This is a genomic window from Paenibacillus sp. NPDC057886, assembly GCF_042796655.1.
Classification (GTDB): Bacteria; Bacillota; Bacilli; order Paenibacillales; family Paenibacillaceae; genus Paenibacillus.
In genome coordinates this window covers 733,371-756,803 of sequence record NZ_JBHVMZ010000001.1, presented here as the reverse complement: position 1 = coordinate 756,803, position 23,433 = coordinate 733,371, and the positions used below count along the sequence as shown (strand labels likewise).

Annotated in this window: 21 protein-coding genes; 4 read left to right on the top strand and 17 right to left on the bottom strand. The window is 46.7% G+C overall.

Annotated features, from left to right (window positions below; genetic code table 11):
* Positions 1-117 precede the first annotated feature (117 nt).
* From ACFVQB_RS03530 to ACFVQB_RS03480, 11 genes are all read right to left on the bottom strand, one after another.
* Positions 118-1,260, bottom strand: a complete 1,143-nt coding sequence (locus ACFVQB_RS03530; RefSeq protein ID WP_379435030.1) for an amidohydrolase family protein — start codon at positions 1,258-1,260, stop codon at positions 118-120.
* A 2-nt stretch (positions 1,261-1,262) separates the two neighbouring features.
* Positions 1,263-2,321: a pyridoxal-phosphate-dependent aminotransferase family protein gene (locus ACFVQB_RS03525; protein WP_379435029.1), complete on the bottom strand. Its 1,059-nt coding sequence runs from the start codon at positions 2,319-2,321 to the stop codon at positions 1,263-1,265.
* On the bottom strand, positions 2,305-3,090 hold the full coding sequence (locus tag ACFVQB_RS03520) for an ABC transporter ATP-binding protein (protein WP_379435028.1): 786 nt from the start codon (positions 3,088-3,090) through the stop codon (positions 2,305-2,307). Before ACFVQB_RS03520 ends, ACFVQB_RS03525 begins: the two co-directional genes overlap by 17 nt.
* A 2-nt stretch (positions 3,091-3,092) precedes the next feature.
* Entirely contained in the window at positions 3,093-3,845 is a 753-nt protein-coding gene (locus ACFVQB_RS03515) for an ABC transporter ATP-binding protein (protein ID WP_379435027.1), read from the bottom strand.
* On the bottom strand, positions 3,845-4,711 hold the full coding sequence (locus tag ACFVQB_RS03510; protein ID WP_379435026.1) for an ABC transporter permease: 867 nt from the start codon (positions 4,709-4,711) through the stop codon (positions 3,845-3,847). Before ACFVQB_RS03510 ends, ACFVQB_RS03515 begins: the two co-directional genes overlap by 1 nt.
* Complete coding sequence (locus tag ACFVQB_RS03505; protein WP_379435025.1) at positions 4,708-5,637, bottom strand: ABC transporter permease; 930 nt, start codon at positions 5,635-5,637, stop codon at positions 4,708-4,710. The genes ACFVQB_RS03510 and ACFVQB_RS03505 overlap by 4 nt, the downstream gene beginning before the upstream one ends.
* 11 nt (positions 5,638-5,648) lie before the next feature.
* A complete protein-coding gene (locus tag ACFVQB_RS03500; protein ID WP_379435024.1) occupies positions 5,649-7,268 on the bottom strand; it encodes an ABC transporter substrate-binding protein in 1,620 nt (539 codons plus the stop codon).
* A 233-nt stretch (positions 7,269-7,501) separates the two neighbouring features.
* Complete coding sequence (locus ACFVQB_RS03495) at positions 7,502-8,653, bottom strand: iron-containing alcohol dehydrogenase (RefSeq protein ID WP_379435023.1); 1,152 nt, start codon at positions 8,651-8,653, stop codon at positions 7,502-7,504.
* Between the two features lie 550 nt (positions 8,654-9,203).
* Positions 9,204-10,064 carry a GNAT family N-acetyltransferase gene (locus ACFVQB_RS03490; protein WP_379435022.1) on the bottom strand — a complete coding sequence of 287 codons (861 nt, stop codon included), beginning with the start codon at positions 10,062-10,064 and terminating at the stop codon, positions 9,204-9,206.
* 132 nt (positions 10,065-10,196) lie between these two features.
* Entirely contained in the window at positions 10,197-11,891 is a 1,695-nt protein-coding gene (locus ACFVQB_RS03485) for a M3 family oligoendopeptidase (RefSeq protein ID WP_379435021.1), read from the bottom strand.
* A gap of 262 nt (positions 11,892-12,153) precedes the next feature.
* On the bottom strand, positions 12,154-12,960 hold the full coding sequence (locus tag ACFVQB_RS03480; protein ID WP_256222011.1) for a glycoside hydrolase family 12 protein: 807 nt from the start codon (positions 12,958-12,960) through the stop codon (positions 12,154-12,156).
* Between the two features lie 632 nt (positions 12,961-13,592).
* On the opposite strand from ACFVQB_RS03480, the gene ACFVQB_RS03475 reads away from it, so the two are divergent.
* Positions 13,593-14,333: a hypothetical protein gene (locus ACFVQB_RS03475; RefSeq protein ID WP_379435020.1), complete on the top strand. Its 741-nt coding sequence runs from the start codon at positions 13,593-13,595 to the stop codon at positions 14,331-14,333.
* A gap of 142 nt (positions 14,334-14,475) precedes the next feature.
* The gene (locus tag ACFVQB_RS03470) at positions 14,476-14,688 is read left to right on the top strand and encodes a cation:proton antiporter regulatory subunit (protein WP_053779896.1); all 213 of its coding nucleotides are present in this window, start codon (positions 14,476-14,478) and stop codon (positions 14,686-14,688) included.
* 98 nt (positions 14,689-14,786) lie between these two features.
* On the opposite strand, the gene ACFVQB_RS03465 is transcribed toward ACFVQB_RS03470, so the two are convergent.
* Positions 14,787-17,534 (bottom strand): PAS domain-containing hybrid sensor histidine kinase/response regulator, encoded by a 2,748-nt coding sequence (locus ACFVQB_RS03465; protein WP_379435019.1) that lies wholly within the window; start codon positions 17,532-17,534, stop codon positions 14,787-14,789.
* A gap of 273 nt (positions 17,535-17,807) precedes the next feature.
* Here ACFVQB_RS03465 and ACFVQB_RS03460 point away from each other — a divergent pair, with 273 nt between their 5' ends.
* Positions 17,808-18,635: a protein-glutamine gamma-glutamyltransferase gene (locus tag ACFVQB_RS03460; RefSeq protein ID WP_379435018.1), complete on the top strand. Its 828-nt coding sequence runs from the start codon at positions 17,808-17,810 to the stop codon at positions 18,633-18,635.
* Positions 18,636-18,821: 186 nt separating this feature from the next.
* Here the strand turns inward: ACFVQB_RS03460 and infC are convergent, their stop codons facing one another.
* The 3 genes from infC to ACFVQB_RS03445 all read right to left on the bottom strand — a co-directional run bounded on the left by infC (position 18,822) and on the right by ACFVQB_RS03445 (position 21,163).
* Positions 18,822-19,313 (bottom strand): translation initiation factor IF-3, encoded by a 492-nt coding sequence (infC, locus tag ACFVQB_RS03455; RefSeq protein ID WP_379435017.1) that lies wholly within the window; start codon positions 19,311-19,313, stop codon positions 18,822-18,824.
* A 125-nt stretch (positions 19,314-19,438) separates the two neighbouring features.
* A complete protein-coding gene (locus tag ACFVQB_RS03450) occupies positions 19,439-20,371 on the bottom strand; it encodes a manganese-dependent inorganic pyrophosphatase (RefSeq protein WP_090896715.1) in 933 nt (310 codons plus the stop codon).
* A 423-nt stretch (positions 20,372-20,794) separates the two neighbouring features.
* Positions 20,795-21,163, bottom strand: coding sequence for a hypothetical protein (locus ACFVQB_RS03445; protein WP_379435016.1), 369 nt, complete (start codon positions 21,161-21,163; stop codon positions 20,795-20,797).
* Positions 21,164-21,326: 163 nt separating this feature from the next.
* Here ACFVQB_RS03445 and ACFVQB_RS03440 point away from each other — a divergent pair, with 163 nt between their 5' ends.
* Entirely contained in the window at positions 21,327-21,563 is a 237-nt protein-coding gene (locus ACFVQB_RS03440; RefSeq protein WP_053779901.1) for a helix-turn-helix domain-containing protein, read from the top strand.
* On the opposite strand, the gene ACFVQB_RS03435 is transcribed toward ACFVQB_RS03440, so the two are convergent.
* Positions 21,560-22,291: a metallophosphoesterase family protein gene (locus ACFVQB_RS03435; RefSeq protein WP_379436275.1), complete on the bottom strand. Its 732-nt coding sequence runs from the start codon at positions 22,289-22,291 to the stop codon at positions 21,560-21,562. The two genes, ACFVQB_RS03440 and ACFVQB_RS03435, sit on opposite strands and share 4 nt — an antisense overlap.
* Before the next feature lie 113 nt (positions 22,292-22,404).
* Positions 22,405-23,412, bottom strand: coding sequence for an LLM class flavin-dependent oxidoreductase (locus ACFVQB_RS03430; RefSeq protein WP_379435015.1), 1,008 nt, complete (start codon positions 23,410-23,412; stop codon positions 22,405-22,407).
* Positions 23,413-23,433: the final 21 nt, after the last annotated feature.

The following is a 23,433-nucleotide window of genomic DNA, read 5'->3' as shown; positions in this document are numbered from 1 at the left end:
TGTCGTATCGCTCGACCTACATTATTGCGCATGCCAGCTTATTTGTGAAGATGTCCAAAGTGCCATAGACTGGCCAATAATGATTTTCTTGCAAAAGAAAAAAACGCAGAAACCAAGTTATGGTTTCTGCGCCCCAATAATTACGGACACAATGCTCTCCCGCAGCTGATCTGCATTTTTCGTTTGATACGGATCGGCATTGAAAATAATGGCGTCCGCAATATAGCCTTCTGCAATCTGTCCCAATTCGTTGGCACTTCCCAGAATCTCAGCCGCATGGGTGGTCGCAGATTGCCACGCCTCCGCCCGAGTCAAGCCATAATCGATCAGCGTATCCAGCTCTTGCAGATTATAGCCATGCAGTGAAGGTGTGGCGTAATCGGTACCGAAACCGAAACGGACTCCTGCTCTTTTGGCATATCCGATCGCTGTAGAATGAGCTTCAGCAGCGCGCGCTGCACGATCACTGATAACAGTAGGCAACGCCAGCACGCCTTTCGGATCTGCGGCAATCCGATATATCGATGTGGTCGGCACAAAGGCTGTTCGGGACTGCGCAAGTCTGCCAGCCTGATCCTCCGATAAGAACATGCCATGCTCTACAGATTCCACCCCGGCCTGGATAGACCAGTCTATCGTCACGCCACCCCAGGTATGAACCAACACCTTTTTATGGTGAGCATGGGCATGGCGAACGATGAACGCGAACTCTTCCTCTGAAAATACAGGATCGAGCACTTGCTCCGTAGGGGCTCCCAGCCCACCTGTCGCCATGATTTTAACCCATCCCGCGCCTGTTTCAAAAATTCCGTTCAAGCGTTGTTCTAGATGCTTCACACCGCGGGCATCTGCCGCTCCCAGCATTTCACTGCTGGTTTCAACCCTTAAGGGGTGTTGGTAGTGCTGAGCAAGATGCCGAGCGGTGCTTGGCAGCATTCCACCTGCATCACGAGCCGTAGTTACTCCTGTCCGGAGGGTGGCTGCAAAAGCTTGCGCCTGCATCGCTTCAACCTCGTGGCTGTCACGTTTCAATTGATCCGCATGGTCAAAGTCTGTCCAGGCCAGATGCGTATGAAGATCAATAACTCCGGGACTTATCCATAAATCTGTACCCGGAAGCGATGAGTTATCATTCTGCGGCACGGATTCTGTAATAGATGCAAACCGGCCATCCTGGATCGAGATATCGAACCGTTTGCCTTCAATACCTGCTATAAAAATGTGTTTAAAGCTTTGTACCTCCGATTTCACTTGGGTCATATTCATTCTCCCCAAACGAGTCGGACAGCCTGGACTGCTTGCTCATGGTCCTCATTCAATAATGCCGCAATGGTCGCAACAGCTTCCTCTACACCTGCCAAGGACGCATTAACTCCAAAATGATTAATTCGCAGAAGCTGACCAAAAAGTTCTCCATCCCCCGGAGCAACGATGCCGATCGGCTGATCGATATGCAGCTTCTCCTCCCCTGCAATTCGAACCGTCGTCGTGAGTGTCGAATATGTTCTATTGTCTTTTTGCCAAGGCTCCAGACCCAGGGCCTGAATTCCCGCTATAGCAGATAACGCAGCCTGCTCATGACGCTTAATCACCTGCTCCAATCCTTCGGACTCAATGGCTGTCAAAGCCAAAATCAGTGCTCTGGCTTCCAGCGTTGGAATGTTGGGAGGAACCCTTACGGGTACAGCCCCTTCGCCGGGTGGTTTCAGATCAAGCAAAGACAGGATGGAGTTGCGCGGTGCATGCGCATTGGATTCGAGGAATTCCCATCCACGCGGCGAAATGCTTACTGCGCTGATGCCGTTAGGCCCGGCCAGAGCTTTTTGTGCACCCACAGCTACAAAATCAACGCCCCATTCATCTACCAGTAGAGGCTCTCCCCCAATTGCTGATACAGAGTCGCTCACCGTAATCAGGTTATGGGCACGCGCAATCTTTATAATTTCTTCTGCGGGATTCGACCCGCCCGTAACCACCTCTGCTTGTACAAAGGATAGTGCAGACGGTTTATACTTTTCAATCGCAGCAGCTACCTTCTCCACAGGTACAACTTCATCAAAAGGAACTTTGACTTCAATAACCGTTGCCCCTCCGCGTTCAAGCCACTGACCAAACAAACTGCCATAAGGCCCTGTTACGACATTGACAATCGTACGACCCGGTGCAGATATTCCAGCTGCCACGGCCTCTATACCCAAGATGGCCTCTCCCGGGATGATCACCGGAGTATACTTTGTAGACAAAAGCCTGGAGAGCAATTGTGTAAGTGTATCGTATTCCGACAGGGTAAGTGGTATGTTTCCTTTATATTGTTGGCTCATATAAACCTCCTAAAGAACTTGTTTTCGGCATTTTTGGAACTGCGGACAGCAGCTCTCGGCTGTATGCCGTCTCAGGTCGTGTGAAGAATTGATCTTTGGGGCTAATCTCCACAAGCTGTCCCTGCCGCATGACTGCTACCGTATCACTAATGGCATGTATAACCCCCAGATCGTGGGAAATGAACAGAAGCGTAAGGTTAAGCTCTCTCTTAAGTGAATTGAACAGATCGAGCACACTCCGCTGCACAGAAACATCCAATGCACTCGTCGGCTCATCCGCAATCAGCAGACTCGGCTCTACGCTTAATGCACGTGCAATGGCGATACGTTGGCGCTGACCGCCGGAAAATTCATGCGGATACTTGTCCAGTGCCCTGCTTTCCAACTGAACACGGGCAAGGAGCTCTCTCGATCTTTTCTCCACCTGTGAACGGTCTACAATGCGATGAAACAACAGCGCTTCAGCAAGAATCTGCCGAATGGAATGTTTGGGATTCAGTGAAGCATCCGGATTTTGGAAGATCATCTGTATGTTTTTATACTGCTCACGGCTTCTCTTTTTCTTTAATTGCTGATCTCCCATCAAAATCTGTCCCTCATCTGGCGTGATTAACCCGGCAATGACTCGCGCAAGGGTAGATTTGCCTGAACCGGACTCACCAACAAGACCGAGCGTAGTATGCCTAAGGAGATTTAGGTTAATATTGTCCAGCGCAGTAAAGTCACCATATTGAACCGTCACATTCTGGACTTGCAAAGAGAGTTCCATCGTTATTCGCTCCCTTCAAGCTTCGGTAAAGGAAGCACCGAGTTAATAAGCATCTGGGTGTAAGGATCTTGCGGGTTTTGCAAAAGGGCAAGCGAATCCCCATGCTCCACAATCCGCCCCTGCTTCATCACACACAGTTTCGAGCACAGCGTCGCTGCAATCGCCAGATTATGGGTTACAAAGACCATGGCGAAGCCCAGTTCACGCTGCAAACGTTGGATCGTCTCCATAATCTGACGCTGCACAGTAACGTCCAGTGCTGTTGTTGGCTCATCACAGAGCAGAATGCCTGGCTTGCACGCCAGGGCCAGTGCAATGACCACCCGCTGACACTGCCCACCTGACAGCTGGCTAGGGTATCGATCCTCACGCTTCAACGAGTCGGGAAGACCCAACAGTTCAAGTAATTCCAGCGCTGCCACCCTTGAGGCCTTCCTGCTTAACTTTTGCCTGTAATATACAACCTCTGCCAGCTGTTTAACAACGGGACAGAGCGGATCGAGCGCACCTCTCGGGTCTTGAAATACCATTGCGCTGTTCACGTCACTCCGAATGGTTCCGCCCGTCTGCTCCACACCGCTTGGCAACAGTCCCAGAATCGAACGAAGTGTAAGTGATTTCCCGGAACCGGATTCACCTACTAATCCCAGGCTCTCCCCTCTGCCGAGGGAGAAATGTACATCTTGAACTAATTTTTGATTTGACTTGGTTGACAGAGACAATGCCTTAACTTCAAGAATTGGATCTGTGGACATTATTTTTTCCTCCATACATCGGCCAATCCATCACCGACAAGCGACAAAGCAATCCCCGTGTAAACTACTGCGAATCCCGGAACTGCCGAGAGCCACCAGGCTGTCGTGATAAAAGATTGTCCATCCGAGATCATCGTACCCCAATCCGGGGTCGGTGGTGCGATGCCAATGCCCAGGTATCCAAGCGTAACAATAGCGACTAGCAGCCCCACCATATCCGTCATTAGGACAACGATCGCCTGAGGCAGTACATTGGGCAGGAGATGGCGAAGGATAATCCGTATTCCCGGCAAGCCCAACGTCTGTGCAGATGCGATCCATTCCTGCTTGCGGTAGGATGCACTCAGCCCCCTGACCACACGGGCAAATACAATCCAGCCAACGAGCATAAACGTAATATAAATCCCCCGCTCACCTGCTCCGCTGGCAAAAGCCACGATAATGACGATTAGATAAAAAGGGAAAGCGATAAAGGTATCGGTAACTAACGATATGACCTTATCTATCCATTTTCCGTAATACCCTGCAAGCATCCCTAGAAATACGCCCATGCAAAAAGGTACAATTTCCGCTAGCACCATAATGCTCAAATCGGTTCGCGCCGCATAAATCAATCTAGTGAACAAATCACGTCCCAGTTGGTCTGTGCCCAACCAATGTTCAGCAGACGGAGGCTGCAAAAAAGCACTCAAATTTTGCTCAGAAGGGTCATAAGGACTAATCCACGGTATCATCACAGCCAAGATGATCAGCACCGCAAACATCACACTCCCCACAAGCAGGGAAGGAGTTTTCAATATGCGATTCATGAGACTTGTGTTTTGGCTGTCTTCATATAACTGAGGTTCTGTTCGTATCGTTTTCATGGTTTTCCTTTCGTTCTGGGATCAAGCCACCTGGAAAGAAGCTCAATCAGGAGACTGATGATCACGACAGATACAGCACAGTAAAGGGCTATGCCTTGAATGACCGGGAAATCCCGTTTGGAAATGGAACTAAACAGAAGACTGCCAATTCCCTTGATACCAAATACCTGTTCAACGACCAATGTGCCGCCAATGAGATAAGAAATATTAACACCAAGAAGGATCAGCGTCGGAAGCGCCGCATTGCGCAGGACATGTTTGAATAGAATGACCCGGCTCGGTAATCTCGCAGCCTTCAATGTAACTACAAAATCAGATTCCAGCACTTCAAGCATCTGGGCTCTCAATGAACGAACCAATGTCGGAATCTGTGAAAAAGCTACGGTAATGGCGGGAAGCGTCAAACTGTATAAGGTGCCCCACCACCCTTCGCCGACTCCACCAACGGGAAACCAGTGAAGATGAACACTCAGCAGCAGAATCAAAAGGATGCCAACCCAGAAGATTGGCATACCTAGCGTTACCGTAGGAAAAATACGTATCAAATGATCCAGCAGCTTATCCTTGTGTGTAGCGGCCAGCGTAGCAAGCACGAGTGCAATGACAATTGCCAATGCACTTGCCATACCAATGAGCAGCAAGGTAACAGGTGCACGATCAGCAATCAACTCTCTAGTGGAGGTTCCGTTAATAATGGAGTTCCCGGTATCCCCCTGAGTAAACAGTGTCTTCACAAACCGTATGAATTGGTCCCCCAGCGGGAGATCCAACCCGAGAGCATGGTGCATGCTCTCAACGGCCTCGGGGGTGCTGTACTCGCCGAGAATCATTTTGGCTGGATCGCCTGGCACCATTCGGATGAGAAAAAAGACTGCTGTCATCACACAAAGGATCACTGCCGATGCTCTTCCCACAGTACTGATCAACCAAAACTTCTTCATTTCTGAATACGAACGTCTTCAAAACGCACACTGCCGTTAGGCAAAACAACAATGCCATCTACTGAAGAACGAACACCAATCAGAATATCCGGATAATAAAGCGGAATGTATGGAACTTCATCGGCAAGCGTTTGAAGCAGTTTGGAGTATATTTCGGCACGGCCATCGCCGTCCGGTGTTTGTTGCCCTTTATACAGAAGTTTGGTTACTTCATCATTGGTGTAATGCGTCCAGTATGATTTGCTGAAACCTTCAGGATCGGTCTGGAACGCAATAATTGAGTTCGCTTCTGGAGAATCGGCTTGCCCACTGTTCAGCATTGCTGCGAAATCATAAGCAAAGAATCGTTCACGGAAGGTGGCCAATTCAATTGACTCAATCTCGATGTTAATGCCAATTTGTTTACCCGCTGCCTGAATGATTTGTGCTTCTTGTGCTCTGGTGCTGTTGCCTGAAGCTACAAGCAGTTTTGTAGTGAATCCATCAGGGAAGGCCGATTTGGCCAGTTCCGCTTTGGCTGCATTCACATCAAAATTCAGCGCCTTGAGTGTATCATTCGAATTGTAAGGAATCGTTGTAGGCAGCAATGAATTAGCAGTCTGTGCATAACCAAAGGTAAGCGCCTTAGTCAGACCGTCACGATCAAGTGCCAGAGCCAAGGCACGACGAACATGCACATCGGAAAAATGCTTATCCAGCGTATTAAAGAACAATTGCTCTGTTACCCAGCTGCCGTTGGTCACAACCGTTGTATCTGCACCATTCTTGATTTCATCAGCATTTTGCAGGGCTAGCGACTCAATCGCATCCACTTCTCCTGCTTTCAATTGGTTAATTGCTTGGCTGTCGTCTTCTATCAGCTTGTAAACAAGCTTATCAACCGATGGTTTTCCTTCTTGCCAGTAGTGAGTGTTCTTCGTAAAGGTTACATCGCCTGCAGGGTCCCACTGCTCAACCACAAACGGTCCAGTACCTACCGGTTTCTTGAAGAATTCTTCCTCGGTAACTCCTCCAAAATTGTTCGGAATAATACCGTTAGAGAAGTTGGATAACTCAGAAATAAACGGGGTATACGGCTCTTTAAGTGTAATCACCAGTGTGTGGCTATCCTTGGCTTTAATCGTATCCACCTTTGCGGATATGGCCAACGGGCCACCTACCTTCAAATGCCGCTCCAGCGAGAATACGGCATCTTCCGCCGTAACATCTGTGCCGTTGGAGAACTTCAAGCCATCACGCAGCACAAACGTATACGTCAAGCCGTCATCACTGATGTTATGCGACTTGGCAAGCCAATCCACAATTTCTCCCTTGCTATCAAAAGCAACCAGAGATTCAAATACTTTATCAATGGCAAAAGCATTGTTTGACGTAATCTGATTATGCAAATCAAACGAGGTTACGGAAGCCGGCCGACCATATACAAAAGTCCCTCCCGTTGCAGTCTCGTCCGTTTTGGAATTCTCATCGGTACCTTGACTCGTACCTGGCTGTGCTGCTACATTGGGAGCGGAATCATTGTTCGATCCGGAGCAACCGCTGACGATTACCAACAATAGAACGGCTAGCGCGCCTACCCATAATGACTTTCTGGCTGATAATTTAAACTGTGACATGTCTGACTCTCCCCTTCCTATTTATCTTATGTGTTTAGTATGGATTGATTATGAATTAAAGCACCCCCTCTGTCAAACAAAAAATAATGACTTCTACGGGATAAAAACTAATTTATCCAATGAAGGAAATGTATCCGTATTTATAAGGCTAAGAAGTTCGCACAACACAAAAAAGCCGGAATATATTCTGGCATATATTCCGGCTCTCTTTGTACTTAACCCTATATGATACTCTATATGATTTTGCGGAACAGCTCCATAACTTCATCCCTGGAAGGTTGATACGGATTTCCGGGTGCACAGGCATCTTTCATCGCGTTATCTGCCAGCAACTCAACATCAGGGTCTTTCACACCTAATTCAGACAGCTTCTCAGGAATACCAACCTCCTTGGAAAGTTGACGAATGGCTTCGATCACGTACTCCGAGCACTCCTCATCCCGTTTGCCCTTCACATCCATACCGATTGCTTTGGCTATATGACGGAATTTACCTGGCACATGTTTGGCATTCAATTCTTCCACATAGGGGAGCAACATCGCGTTACATACCCCATGCGGCAGATCATAGACTCCACCAAGTTGATGGGCCATAGCATGAACATAACCCAAGCCTGCATTGTTAAAAGCAATCCCGCCAAGAAAACACGCATACGTCATATGCTCTCTTGCTTCCAGATCACTCCCGTCCCTGACGGCTCTTGGCAAATATTCAAAGATCAGCTCCACGGCAGCAGCCGCTGTAGCACTCGTCACCGTGAACCCACCAGGCGTCACCATGGCTTCCACCGCATGGGTCAATGCATCCATGCCTGTGGCCGCAGTAAGACTGGCTGGCTTACTCAGCATCAGCTCCGGGTCATTCACCGACAGGTCAACAAGACTGTTTCGATCCACCATCACCATTTTCACCTTACGTTCCTCATCTGTAATCACGTAGTTCATGGTCACCTCACTCGACGTGCCCGCTGTTGTGTTAATCGCAACAAGCGGCACGGACTTGTGTTTTGATTGATGCAAACCTTCATACTCACGGATGTGTCCACCGTTGGTTGCTACAATGCCAATACCTTTGGCAGCATCCTGAGGTGAACCTCCGCCTATCGATATAATGGCGTCACAGCCATGATCCTGAAATACCTGAAGTCCGTCATGTACATTCTGACAGGTTGGATTGGGCTGAACCTCATCATATACCACATAGTCTAACCCTGATTTTCTTAGTATAGACAGCACTTGTTCAGCAACGCCGGAAGAAATCAATCGACGATCACTTACGACAAGCGCTTTGCGAATACCCATTTTCTCAATCATCTTGCCTGCTTCGTGTAAACACCCTCTGCCCATCAAGTTCACGGGCGGAACATAATAAGCGTGTGTTGCCATCTGAACCAGCCTCCTGTTACCCCTGATTTACTGTCTTTATTGTAACTGAATCCGTTTTCAGATATAGTGAAATAAATCACAACCAAGTTGATAAATGTTTCATTGGGACGGATTTACCCAACGATTGTGACTCCTCTTCAGCAACTGGCTCATCTGTGCGTGAATTGAAAAGACAAGTTGATCTCGGTTTCACAGGATTCACAACTCGAATTGGGAAAAAAGGGGCTATCCCTGGTCATTTTCATGACTTTTGGGACAACCCCTACAAATCTTCAGAGTGTTGAGAACTTTTTAACGAACCCGGCACGCTTTATTCGGTCAATCTTCATAACTCCGGCGATTTAACGAATCTCAGACACTCTATTTGCCCACTTCGCCTATTGTTCGGCAGAATTCCAGCGGAATAACGTGTCTGGAGTTCGTTAGCCTTATCATTCCGCGCTATTTCCCGCTATAAGGCGCCATCGATTCCTTAACGTCGGGATAAGGGACTGGAACCAAAAAGAGATCGGCTTTCAGTACAGCCTCGTGCTTCTTCCCTTTTACAACATTATTCACAATCCAGAAGCTCCTGAATCGGCATGTAATAGACGGGATAAGATCTGCCTTGTTCAAAACCAAGTTTACCCGCTATCGCAATGGAATCATGACGGAAATCCTCTGTCGTCCAATGTGGAACACAATTCCGTTCCAGAACGAATTGCACATAAGAGCTTGCCATGGCCGTAGCGAGACCCTTGCCTCGGTGTATCGGATCGTAGGTATTGATACCTGTTTCATGGTGAGTGCCACTGACAAACACTGAGATACACGTACCTACAACCTGCCCCTCAAATACCGTACATGTGCCTGCTCCGTATCGGAAGAAGTCCTCCACCGAATGCCAGAATTTCAAAATCTCATGCTCAATAATACGGCTTTTGTCCTCTGCCGTTACAGCTCGATCGATCACTTGAAGCTCATATCCTGGAGGAACGAACAAGGAGCTGGAACTGCGTTCCAGCCACTTTTCATACTTTGCAAGATTGAATTGAAAAGGAACTCGCAATCCTTCTCGCAAACGCCCATTGAACATGTGATCCAAGACTGGAGACCAGTCTGAGCCTGGCTCGGGGTAAACCTCAAGATTCAGCATGTCTTCGCCAGCACTTAACGCTTCAGGCAATAGCTCCTGAACAAGTACCTCTCTGACAAGACTGTTGAACTGTTCATTCTCCGATCTTCCGATCAGATAAAACATTTCGTTTTTTGCCCAGATCAGTGCACTTTTCGGAGCATGAAGCTGGTCTGCATAGACGCGTCCACATTGAAGTCCAGCAAACACTCCACCCATGACCACATGTCCGTTCGTTCCCGAGATGAAGGATGCCAATTGTTTCCTTTGGGTCGGTTGATCCAGTAAAACCAACATGGTATAACCTCGCATTCTTTGTATAGGGTAGGTGAATGAATACATTCAAATCCGCCCTGCCTCAGAATACTATAACGTCAGGTTTATTCCTCGTTCCCTTTCACCTCTTCGACCTTTATTTTTATTTCTGGCTTACAGCGCTTTATCGTCTACTGCGTCCAACCAGGCTTCGATATCGCCGATGACGGAGGATACGCAGCCGTCCTCAAATGGAGAATTCAAACCTGCCAGTTCTACCAATCCTGTGAAGGACAGGCTTCCTCCGGCTTTACACAATGTCAGATAGTCAGCCCACGCGGACTTCATATCCTGGTTGCTGCGTTTCCAGAACTGGAACGCACAGATTTGTGCCAGTGTGTAGTCGATGTAATAGAACGGCGACGAGAAGATATGACCCTGCTTATGCCAGAATCCGCCTTGTTCCAGATAGGCGTTATCCTTGTAATTGATGTGCGGAAGATAAGTCTTCTCAATATTGCGCCATGCCTGCTTACGCTCCGCTGGTGTTGCATCCGGATTTGCATAGACAAAATGCTGGAATTCATCGACTGCTACGCCGTAAGGAATGAAGAGCAGTCCGGAAGACAGGTGATCAAATTTGTATTTGTCCGTATCTTCCTTGAAGAACAATTCCATCCACGGCCATGTGAAGAATTCCATGCTCATGGAATGGATCTCTGCGGATTCATACGTCGGCCAGTTGTACTCAGGCACTTCGAAGTGACGGCTCTCATATACCTGGAACGCGTGACCCGCTTCGTGTGTCAATACGTCGATATCACCAGATGTACCGTTAAAGTTGGAGAAAATAAACGGCACTTTGTAATCATTCAGGAAGGTACAATAGCCCCCGCCCTGCTTGCCTTTTTTACTCACCAAATCCATCAATTCATTATCTGTCATCATCTGGAAAAACGTATCCGTTTCCGGTGACAATTCAGCGTACATTTTCTTACCATTATCAATGATCCAGTCGGCATCCCCTTTAGGTGTCGGGTTCCCCGTCTTAAAGCTGAAGCCCTGATCGTAATAATAGAGGGTATCCACATCAATCCGGCTGCGCTGACGCTCTCTAAGCTTCGTCGCGACAGGCACGATATAATCACGGACTTGCGCTCTGAAGTTGGACACCATCTCCGCGTTGTAATCCGTACGGTTCATTCGGTCATAACCAAGTTCCACATACGTTGGATATCCCAGCTTCTTGGCGATCTGTGTACGCACTTTCACCAATTCGTCGTAAATGCGATCAAATTCGGCCTCATGTTCAGCCATGAACGTGTATCTGGCTTCCGATGCGCGTTCCCGCATAGAACGATCCGTGGACAACTCAAAAGGATGCAGCTGTGGCAATGTGCGTTCTTCACCTTCAAACGGAATTTTGGCCGAAGCAATCAGCTGGTTGTATTCCGTGGAAAGTTTGTTCTCTTTCTGAAGGTCCTCGATAATTTCAGGGCTGAATGTTTTCAGGGACAGATCCGCCAGCTGGAACAGCTGTGACCCCCATTTTTGTTCCAGTTCAGCACGAAATTTGGAGTTTACCAATGCCCGATAATAATCGGTGATGTATTCTTGAATAATCGGAGAACTTTCATCCAAAAATTCATTTTCTGCTTTGTAAAATGTATCATTGGTATCAATGGAATGACGGATATAGACCAATTGTGCCTGAGTCTCAAAGTCACTGCGCAAAGCGTTAATCTTGTCCATATATCCACTCTGCTCTTCAACCGTAGTCGCGGCTTCAAAACCACTCAGAAGCTCACGGAATGACGTTTTGATTTGTTCCAGATCGGGACGTGTATACGTATACTCACTAAATTTCATTTATGTACACCCTTTCCTGTTAGGCATATTTCGGGATTCCCCGAGTTGAACTAAACCCTATTATACAAAAGAGTAGCCTAAAAATCCCAACTTTACGAAAAATATTTGTCCATCGGTCAAATGGAGCTACATCACTCGTTACATATGTTACGCATGAATGTTAGGTACAATACACAAGTAAAAGATGCTGCATCAGCAGGAAATGGGTTTTCCTCCGAGCAGCATCTCATTAAATCAAGAATAGGCGTGATAAACAGAGCCGTTACTGAACGTTCACATACCAGTTAGAGTAATTGATCTGGCCGCTGCCTTTCGTAATTTCGGTTCCATATTCAACACTGCTAACATATTTGCTGTTGGTAAAGTAACTTTTGGAGATGAGGTAATCGGTGAAGTTTTTGACGTTGATGCTAAAGTTATTAGGGGATTTTGACTTTTTCAGGAACGAGTATACCCACCATTGATGTACTCCGTTGTCGGTAATCTCGCCGCGATACAGATCATAGGTTTGTCCACCAATGGACACATCCGAGAATACTTTGGAACCAATAGGCCCAACACCGGAAGTCCATTCGTTCCAGATCATAATCTCCTCGGTAGGTGTACTCGACCAGGTCGCATTGCCGATGTCATGCAGCCAGATATCATACGCATTATTATATTCCCCATTGGTGTTGGACGCCTTAGAATAACTTACGCCGGTATTGATACTTTTGTTCGCAGACAATCGTGTTGGCAGCCCACTGCCTGGCGTGTAGCCCTCTGTCCAGTGCCAGCCGCTGACAAGAGAAGGATAAGCTTTCACTCCACCCGCAGTCGTTGGCCAGTTCCAAACGTAACCCAGATCTGTATTACTGTTCACATACACGGACTGGGACCAGCCACTGACACTAGAACTACCCCAACTATTGTTGAATATATAATACTTATTGTTGCTGAAATTAAGTTTGGCATACGCTGTGGAATCCGATGCTGCGCTGGCTGTAATTGGAACGGCCGCAATCAGTAATGACATGACCAGCAGCATCCATGCTTTCTTGCCTGATCTTTTCTTCATCTTCAAGCCCATAATGTTAGCCTCCCGTAAATTTTAATGTAAACGCTTACAATTATAAGTGTAAAACATTTCCATGTACAAGCATACCACTTAAATCCGACATGATTTCATACTATTTTTAGACAATTTGGCATTATATACAAATAAGCCCGCCTCGCATCCATTGCGAAGCCAGCTTATAGGCTTGTCTTTTCACGTTTTTTTCAATACACTCTAGTGCTGATCGTTGTCCATAATCTTGTAGAACCAGCCCATTCCGACCATTCCCACAACCATAATGATAGCCATAATAATGATATATGTCATGAATGTAACCCCCCTGCTCCGTATTTCTTCACACTACTATCAGTTTACACGGTTAAACCCATTTTGAATTGACTGAACATTGACAAAAATACGAAATCTTCATCTCCACTCAACATATTGTGTCCTTTTTCATTGTAATTTCAACCGTTATGTCCTAATCACGCTGATTTAATGGATATTCGATTATTCAACATTCCTCTTTTTCTATAGATATATCATATCATAGCGTACGATTCACCTTGCTCTTGTAGTGAACAAAGTTTCATCCGCCATACTTACGGTGTATACTATACTTCTATGAATTGGAATTGGATTATACGCAGAAAGGTTTGAACTGAATGTCGACTCGCACACCCTATTATCGTCAGCTATTACTCGCTTTTTTACTAACTCTTATGCTGTTTATACTATCCGCCTGCGCTGATGGTGAAGCTCATGTCACGGTTAATATGGACGGTTCATCCGATCTGGATCTGAATCTCAGCGTAACCGACTCAGCCCTGGGATTGATGGGACAAGACAATCTCATGACAACGCTCGCAAATACGTTGAAGCAGAATAATTTCCAGGCCGAAGTTTCGGACCAGGGAGATCGGACACAACTCAAAGCGACGACCCATTATGAGAAAAGTAATACCGTCTCTACCTTCAGTACGTCGGATCTGCCTGATGGAATCCAGGTGGAGCAATCCACTACACCCGGCTTTTTCACTTCCAAATTGCATATTGCTGCGGAAGCAGACCTGCTGCAGACTATACCCGATGGAGAGGTCAAAGACCAAATTAGCAAGGTCCCCGGATTTCTCAAAAACTTGCTGCTGAAAGATGTCAACTTTGATTTCAAGCTGACGCTGCCGATCAAGGCGCAGGATTCCAATGCTGATCTGGTCGAAGATCATGGAAAAACCCTAATTTGGCACGTCTCCCCACTGAATACGAATAAACTGGATTTGACCGTACAGGTCCCGAATATTCGGAACATCATTATTACGGGGGGCATTGCCTTGGTGCTGATCATTGCATTACTTATCTGGTTTATGGTCCGTCGCAGACGAACCCGACAGAGTCGAAATGTATAACTAACCACAGCTCAAGAAGCTTGGATGAGATGACTACTATTTCATTTCCGACTTGCCAAACGGTGTTATGGATAGTAGAATACATCCGTACTGTGTGAACGGTTAACTTAACTACGGAAAAGCTAAAGAGGTGACAGGTTTCATGAATATCCGGGAATGCCCATTGCCTGGTATCGGAGTGAAGTACCAGTTTGATACAAAAAGCGGTAATAAGTTGGTCATTATTGTCCACGAAGACGGACGCCGTGAATTATTCTCGGTGGACCCCAATGACAACGAAGAACTTACCTTAATTGCAGAACTGGAAGATGACGAGTGCGTAACCCTTTCAGGGTTAATTGGAGGATGGTCCTGACATCTGTCAGGGTTATACCGACGGTATGCAAAATAACCTGCTCCCTCAATTAGGGGCAGGTTATTTTCTTATCCCTCTATTCACAGTGCAAACGCCCATCAGCGCTCGTGCTGGGACCGAATATACGGAACCCATGTGTGTAGCACACGACTTATTTCCGTAGAGCTGAACGGTTTGCTGATGAAGTCCTGCATGCCGCATTTCAGACAGGCTTCACGGTCGTTCGCTCCTGCAAATGCCGTGATGGCTGCAATGACCGGAATTTCAGGGTGATTTTGCCTAATTCTGCAGGTCGCTTCAATCCCATCCATAACAGGCATTTGGATGTCCATAAAGAGCAGGTCGTATGTTTCCCTTTCCAATGCTTTCACCGCTTCTGCACCGTTCTCCACGATATCACATACACCGCCGAGCTTACGAAGCATTTCCTCCAGCAAATGACTGTTCAATGACTGATCCTCAGCTATAAGAATTTTGATCCCCGCTGCCAGACTTGTTCGATCCAGCTTCAGGTCGTGATCAGCCACCTCTTCAATCCGATCCGTGGACTCATCTTGCCAACGTTCAAGTAACAGGGTGAATTGAAAATCCGCTCCCTCCCCTGTCTCACTCTGTACACCAATGGCGCCGCCCATCAATTCCACCAGCTTCTTGCTGATGGCCAGTCCCAGACCTGTACCTCCATATTTGCGATTGATAGCCGGATCGAGCTGTGAGAAGGACTGGAACAGTTGATGCTGCTTGTTGAACGGAATGCCAATCCCCGTATCTTTGACCGAAACTAACAAGATAAGATGATTCTCATCGTAAAATTCCGCTGGCTTAACGTTCACATGAACCTGAATGCTTCCCTTCTCCGTGAATTTGACGGCATTGCCTACCAGATTTATTAGAATCTGACGAATCCGTGTTTCATCGCCTCTTACGCGTTCGGGAATCTGATCTGACATTTCGCAGTATAGTTCAATATTTTTTTCGGAAGCTCTAAGCGCAAATAGTTCCATAACCCCGCCAAGAACGGATTTTATATCAACTGGCTGGCGTTCGAGATCCATTTTGCCTGCTTCAATCTTGCTGAAATCCAAGATCTCATTCAGAATATGCAGCAGTGATTCACCACTGTCGATGATAATATCGGCGAATCCGTTCTGCTCCTCATCCAACTCTGTTTCTTTTAACAGATGAGCCATGCCCATGATTCCATTCAGAGGTGTACGAAGCTCATGACTCATAATCGCCAAGAATTCGGACTTAGCCCGGTCCGCATGTTCGGCCACTTCCTTGGCACGAATGATGTCTTTCACCGATGTCATATCGCGGAAAACCAGTACAGCCCCACGATTGTCCCCCTGCTCCATAATCGGTTTCAGTTGGAACTCCGCCAGGAAGCTGGAGCCATCCTGCTTCCAAAATACAGACTCAGATCGCGGCAGGCTTCGCCCTTCACGTACAGCTTGAAGAATCGGAGTGCCATTGGACGGATAAGGGATACCCTCGCTTTGCATTTGTAACATAATCTCTTCAAGCGGCTTGCCATTCATTTGAGACGGGCAGAAATCCATCATCTCCGTTGCAATTGGGTTGGCAAATATGAGGTTTCCATTCTGATCCAGGCCAATGACTCCCTCAGACATGGCATTGAGAATCAATGCCCTTTCATAACTGAGATTTTCAATTTCCTCTACATACCTTTTGGACTCCGTAATATCACTGGTTATTCCATAGACGCCTACAACGCGATCCTCGAGCAAAATCGGAACATTAATCACTCTCGTTTCAATACGCTGTCCGTCTTTGTGAATCAACCCCACTTCATAGCTCTGTGCAGTTCCTTTTACGGTCTCTTCAAAGTGATGCCTCGTCTTATCCAGGTCCACCGGGTCAATGAGATGATCAAAGGATAAACTAAGAAGTTCCTCCTTGGTGTGGCCTGTCAATTGCTCCTGACCTGCGTTGGCCTTCAGCAAGTTTCCGTGCAAATCCAATGAAGCAACTCCGAGTGGGTTACTGTCAAACAATGATTGGTATTCCTGAAGACTTAATTGCTGCTGCTTGCTTGCTGTAATATCACGGGTCACCGCGATCATTTCCTGCAGATTTCCCTGTTTGTCATATAGATAATGAGTGATGGTATCTGCCCATACAACAGAACCATCTTTATGCAGGAGCCGATAGCTCATTCGATCAGGAGCAAGGCCCTGAATTTGACCAGCCACATAAGCTTCGACCAGAGGCACATCGTTGGGGTGAATGCAGAACAGGCCAGATTGACCAACGACTTCTTCTGGATCAAATCCCAACATGCTTTGGCTGGCTGGAGATACGTACTTGAACGTCCGCTCCGGATCGGCCTGGTGTATGGCAATCAGGTCAAGCGAGGATTCGGCCAGCAATCTTGAGATTCGACTGCTCTCCTCCAACTGCTTACGCTGTACAATCATTCGACTCTCCGCGTCCTTCTGCTTTGAAATATCCGCTGCCTGCACAAGCAAATAAAGCGGCTCACCGCTCGCTTCATCCCTGACGATGCAGGCTCGTACCGTCGCCCACAGAAGAGAATGATCCTTACGCTTAAGCCGTAACTCGGTTTCATACATCAGGCTTAATCCATTAGTCATATCCCAGAACTTGGATCTAAACTCCTCCATTTCTAGGTCTTCCTCATAAATCATATGTATAATCGGGGAGTCAATCAATTCATTTTCACTGCATCCCATCATCTCGCAAAATGCCGGATTAAGCTGTAGCCAACGTCCGTTCACATGCGAAGCAACAGCAATGCCGATCGGTGCATGTGTGTATAACTGCTCGAACAGAGAGCGATTCTCCGCAATTGGATTCGACACCACATATCCTCCTTTATTGGGAACTGAATATATTCCGTATGAACAGATCGACCTGAACATAACTTCATCTATAAGAGTAGTACCCCAAAAGTAACGATTTATAAACGAGATCAACAAAATTCCAGGCAACAATCGACATTCTTATCGTGTGTTCATGCTGTCTGTACCTGGTAGACATACAAAACCGCATAGGTGGCGTCATATACTACAGAATACGCGTGCATACCCGTTTGTACAAGGCTGAACATCCCAATGATACTGGAGGTTATAATTATGATCATTGTTGCGAATCAACCGATTGAGCTGGTGCGTTCAGATTGGTCTGCTTTTGCATGGCACTGGTTACAGCAACTACAAAACAGTCCAACAATATACACATATCAATCCATGGATCATCTTCACTTTGAATGGACGCTGCGCGAGTCTCTGGTTGATGCAGCGGAAGCGCTTGATCGAAGCGGGGTCAGCTTTGCCTCATTCGAGAAATCCAGATGTAACCCGGCATATTGGAACCGAAATGCTGAAGGTGGCTTTGAGCTAAGGGCTGAGGTTACGCCTGCGGAGGGAATCCGGGATATTTGGAAGAATGGTCATTTGTATGCCTTTGAATGTGCAACAGCGACAGTGATTGTCCTGTATGGCGGAGTATTGGGCAGCATTCGGGAAGATGATTTCAATTCACTGTTTCTCAACCTGCTGCTCTACGACTGGCACTATGACAGCGATCTGCGATTAACGGAGAAGAACGGCAGCGACTCTGCGCTTCCTGGAGATGTATTGTACTTCAAAAATCCGGATGTTTCTCCTGAAACACCAGAATGGCAGGGAGAGAATACCATTATGCTGCGTGAAGACCTATATTATGGTCATGGAATCGGGATTGCAAGCGGGGAAGAAATCATTCGTTCATTGAATCAAAACCGCATTCCCGGAAGTACAGTGTCAGCCTATTTAATGGATACAGTTATTTATCCGGACTTTCTATATCTATCCCGCTATGCCAAGAACAATAAAGTGAATTCACAGACAGCGTCGTCTACCCCCGTCTTGCCTGGACAGTTGTATGTACGCATTGGCGGCAGCCGTTACTTGCAAACCTAAACAGCTTGAAGAGTACTTATCATTAGGAGTTGAAGTGCTGTAACGATATTTCATGCTGAAAACCCCGTAGAGCAGCAGGTCAACTGTTGCTCTACGGGGTTTTTTGGTGCACTTGGGACAGCCAGTCCACTAACGACGGGATTGCCCCACAGTTCCATGTTATTTAGTTGATTTCGTTCATCGTTATTATCCAATAGGGTCCAACTGTACAACGACCTGCTTGCCGCTCACCTGAATACCCGTCGTTTTACTGCCATACTCAGCCAGAGATTTGCACAGCTGTTCTGCCCATTCCTTGCCTGCTGTTCCTTCCTTGGCTCCATGCACCTGGATGACGAGCTTCACCGAGTCACCCTTTGTCAGGATACGCTCTGCCTGAGATTGCTTGGTCTCCCGGTCGTGGTCTTCCATCTGCAGGTTCAGTCGAATCTCCTTTACTTTACGTTTATCCGGTGATTTCGCAGCTTTCTTCTTCTCTTGCTGCTTTTCCTGTCTCGCTGCTCCAGCACCAATCAGTTTGCATGGCGGCGGGCTGGTCATTAGAGACATACAGATCAGATCCACCTTGTGCTGCTTCGCAAGTGCAAGCGCGTCACGAGTGGACATGATGCCCAGATCCTCACCGTTTAGGCCGGTCAGTTGGACTTCAGTCGCTTTAATCTTTTCATTTTTAATCATGGTACATCCTCCTCTACAACAAAAGCCTGTCCTGACCTATGACAGATCAAGAGCAGGCTTGGATGTTGTAACTGAATATTCAGCGTAAATGTGGACGTAATGGTTATACGTCAATTTTGTGCCTCTTACAACGAGTTGAACGCTTCGGTCAGAACTGGAACAATTTGCGATTTGCGGGATACTACGCCTTTGAGCAGCGCTCTGCTATCCGACAATGTTACATTGTACGCTTTTTCTACAGCCTTGGTGGAAGCACCATAAGCCAATGCAACGGAATCGTTGTTCAGGATGTCGGTTACGACAAATACGAAGAGATCCAGACCTTTGCTGGAAATAATCGCTTCAATCGCTGCTTCAAGCTCAGGTTGCTTCACAAGCACATCATTCACGTCAACCGCGTTGACTTGTGCAATCTCCACTTTTGCTTGGCCCATTGCGAATTCTTTCGCATCCAGGGAAATCAGTTCAGCAATCGTTTTCTGGCTCAGATCCGCGCCCGCTTTCAGCATATCCAGACCATAGCTATCTGCATCCACACCAGCAATGGCAGCCAGTTCACGTGCTGCTGCTACATCCTGCTCTGTACATGTTGGCGATTTGAACAACAGGGAGTCGGAAATAATCGCGGACAGCATCAGACCAGCAATCGGTGCGCTGATTTCCACGCCGTTTTCTTTGTACAATTTATTCAAAATGGTTGCGGTACAACCTACAGGTTCTGCACGGAAATACAGAGGCTGGCTTGTCTCAAAGTTCGCGATCCGGTGATGGTCGATAACTTCAACAACAGTCACTTCCTCAATATCGCTGACACTTTGCTGACGCTCGTTGTGGTCAACCAGGATGACCTTGTTCACTTCATTGGCTGCTGTTTTGATCAGACGTGGCGCTGCCACTTTGAATTGGTCCAGTGCAAATTGAGTTTCGCCGTTGACTTCGCCGAGACGAACAGCTTCAACGTCCTGACCCAATTTTGTTTTCAAGTCTGCATAGGCAATGGCCGAGCAGATCGTATCCGTATCGGGATTTTTGTGACCGAAGATTAATGCTTTTTCCATATTAATAGCCCTCCGTCAATTCTGATTTAGATGAATAGAATGTAATATTTCAATCATACCCTTACTGATTATAGCGTTAATAAGGCTTAATTCCAATCCCTTTACAGCGAATTAATTACAAATTCATGTCAGGGTCTCGCCTCTATGCTCACAGTGAGCATAAATTCTGTTCAGCCCTTTCGATAGCTTCAGTTAGGGTTATATATGGATTAACATTCCGTAAACGAATGCATAAATCTGCCGTTCCCCCAGCTTCGATCCATTGTCGGTATGTATACCAATCCACAATCTCCAGAAAATAAAAGGTCAGAGCTTCAATAGGATTTAATTTATACTTTTGTTTAAAGGTAACCTCTGACATTGAGTCTTGCACCAAATACTCTGCCTTCAACTCATACAACAATTGAAATATGCTATGTTGATTTATATCCAAAATCCGCTGGACAACTCATTGCGTCGTTCCAGAGTATTTAATATGATATGCATATCACAGATTAACTCTTCGTCGTACATAGTGACACACAATTTTCGAAGAAGCTCTTCTACACTCAATTCGGAATCATACGGAGCCTGCTCCAAAATGGTTGTCCAAGGATCACGATATCCAAAACCAAAAACTTCAATAGCATCTGTAATATGCTGACCAATTGTTCTCCATTTTCTTCCCAATGAATCTGTAATATGATAGAAATGAATGCCATCAGGTATAGCTGCCAACTCAGTCCAAACCGGCTTCTTCCTAACAATATGTATTACAGCCTGTTGATTTACCATAGGTGTAACGTCTCTCATCCATCAATCCCCTCCACTTTAGGAGTCTGAAATTGAATTTCTAGTTTCAAGAAGACAACCTGCACTATCATAGTGCAACTCATATTCCAAATATATCATCTGCACTTTGAAAGTGCAACCATTTCCAACTAAAACTTTTAAATAATCTTGCTGGAGGATCACTATGGATTTCGATAAAGTCACACTACACTGCAAACTCGATGAGATCTTGAAAAAGCACAACAACATGTCTGTCCTTAAATTGTCAGAAGAAATTGGACATCGTAGAACAACCATTATGGAACTGTTGCATAACACCAATATGGATAAGAAAAAGATTTCTGCATCCCTCATTGTGAAACTCTGTGTATACTTCGATATCACACCCAATGATTTATTTGAAATTCGCCGCGTGGATTAAACCTCGGGACCCTGACGGGTCTCTCCCCTTTTCACAAAAAGAGTCTGTACATTTCCGTCTTCGCTGATCTCTAGCAAGTTCAATCGAGCACCATAAGCACATCCGCCATCAATGCCAATCTTGTCCCCACTCGGATCAAACCAGATACCTGGCTCATTATGCAAATTTTTGACGGGAGTATGACCGAATACCACGGTCTCCTTAAGCGAGGTTGGCCTTGAATAGAACGGCTCCCGAATCCAAATGAAGTCACGCTCTGATTGGGTCCGCCAATCCTCCACATCTGGATTAATCCCGGCATGTACAAAGATATAACCAGGAATTTCGTATACAAGGGGGAGCTGTTCCAAGAAACGAAGATGATGCTCATAGTGTGTACGGAGCCACTGTTTGGCTTCAGTATAAACATCCCAGTCCAACTGCTCATCATCCAAAGAAACCTCGACATAGCTGGCCAGTGTCTGTAAACCTCCATTACGAATCCAGTGTTTGTCATATTCCTCGACATCATGGTTCAGCGCCTTGACCATCATCGCATCATGATTTCCTTTGATCGCAATAATGTTGTACTGTTCGTGCATCTGCATAATCTGTTCCACGACCTCTTTGCTCTTCGGTCCGCGGTCGACATAATCACCTAACAAAATCAGCTTGTCCTGCTCCGGATCGTATTCTGCCTGCTCAAGCAGAGCATTGAATTCGTCGTAACAGCCATGAATATCACTAATGACACATCTGCGAATGTGAATCTCTCCTCTCCCTGATCACGCAAGAGTATAACCGGAACCTTGATTGGCAAGGCTCCAGCCATTTCAGAATACTAATTCCCGTTCAGTATCCATTAATCCTGCTTTAAACCAAAGGCTTCTGCTATCAGGCTGAATGAACGCAAACGATCCTCGAATGAGTGAATCGCTGATGCAATAATAACTTCATCCGCTTCATAGCGTTCAGCCATTGCCGTAATTTTGTCCTTTACCTGATCCGGTGTACCCACGATGGAAAAAGAACGACGTTGACGGATCTGTTCCATCTCCATGGCCGTAAATGGATAGCTGTTCACCGTTTCCAGGGATGGGAATGAGTTCTGCTCCAGACCCCGGCCAAGCCGCAGGAAGAATAACTCATTGCTGCGAGCCAGTTCAGCTGCCGCTTCCTCGGTCTCCGCACAGAATGCCGACACCGCAATCATGGAATGTGGTTTGTCATTCAGGATGGATGGCTTGAAATGTCTGCGATAATGCTTCATCGCTTCCTCCCCACCCGGCGTTCCGAAAAATTGGGCAAATGCGTAAGCGGTCCCTTGTGCCGCAGCGATTCGCGCACCTTCGGAACTGGAGCCGAGCAGCCATACTTCCGGAACAGTTGGTACGGATGGTCCGGCTACTAGGGAAGCAAAACGGTGATCCTCCGGCAGCTGTTCATGAAAATATCCGCCCAGATCGGCAATCTGCTGCGGGAAAAATTGAACATTCGATGACTTCCCTTCATTCAGAGCCCTGCTGGCAATCGGCATGCCTCCCGGTGCTCTGCCAATTCCAAGGTCGATTCGGCCGGGGTGTAGCGCTTCCAGCAAACGGAAGTTCTCGGCAACTTTATATGCACTGTAATGAGGTAGCATAACGCCACCTGAACCTACCCGAATTCGATCTGTATGTGCTGCAACGTGTGCAATCATAACTTCCGGACTGGAAAATGACAGTGCCCCGCTGCCGTGATGCTCCGACATCCAGAAGCGGGAGAAGCCCCGTTCGTCTGCATGTTTGGCAAGAGTTACGGTCTCCTGAAGGGTATCCTGTACCGTCCGTCCTTCATTAATATGTCCATGTTCAAGTACACTAAGTTTCATCTATATTCATTCCTTTCGTCA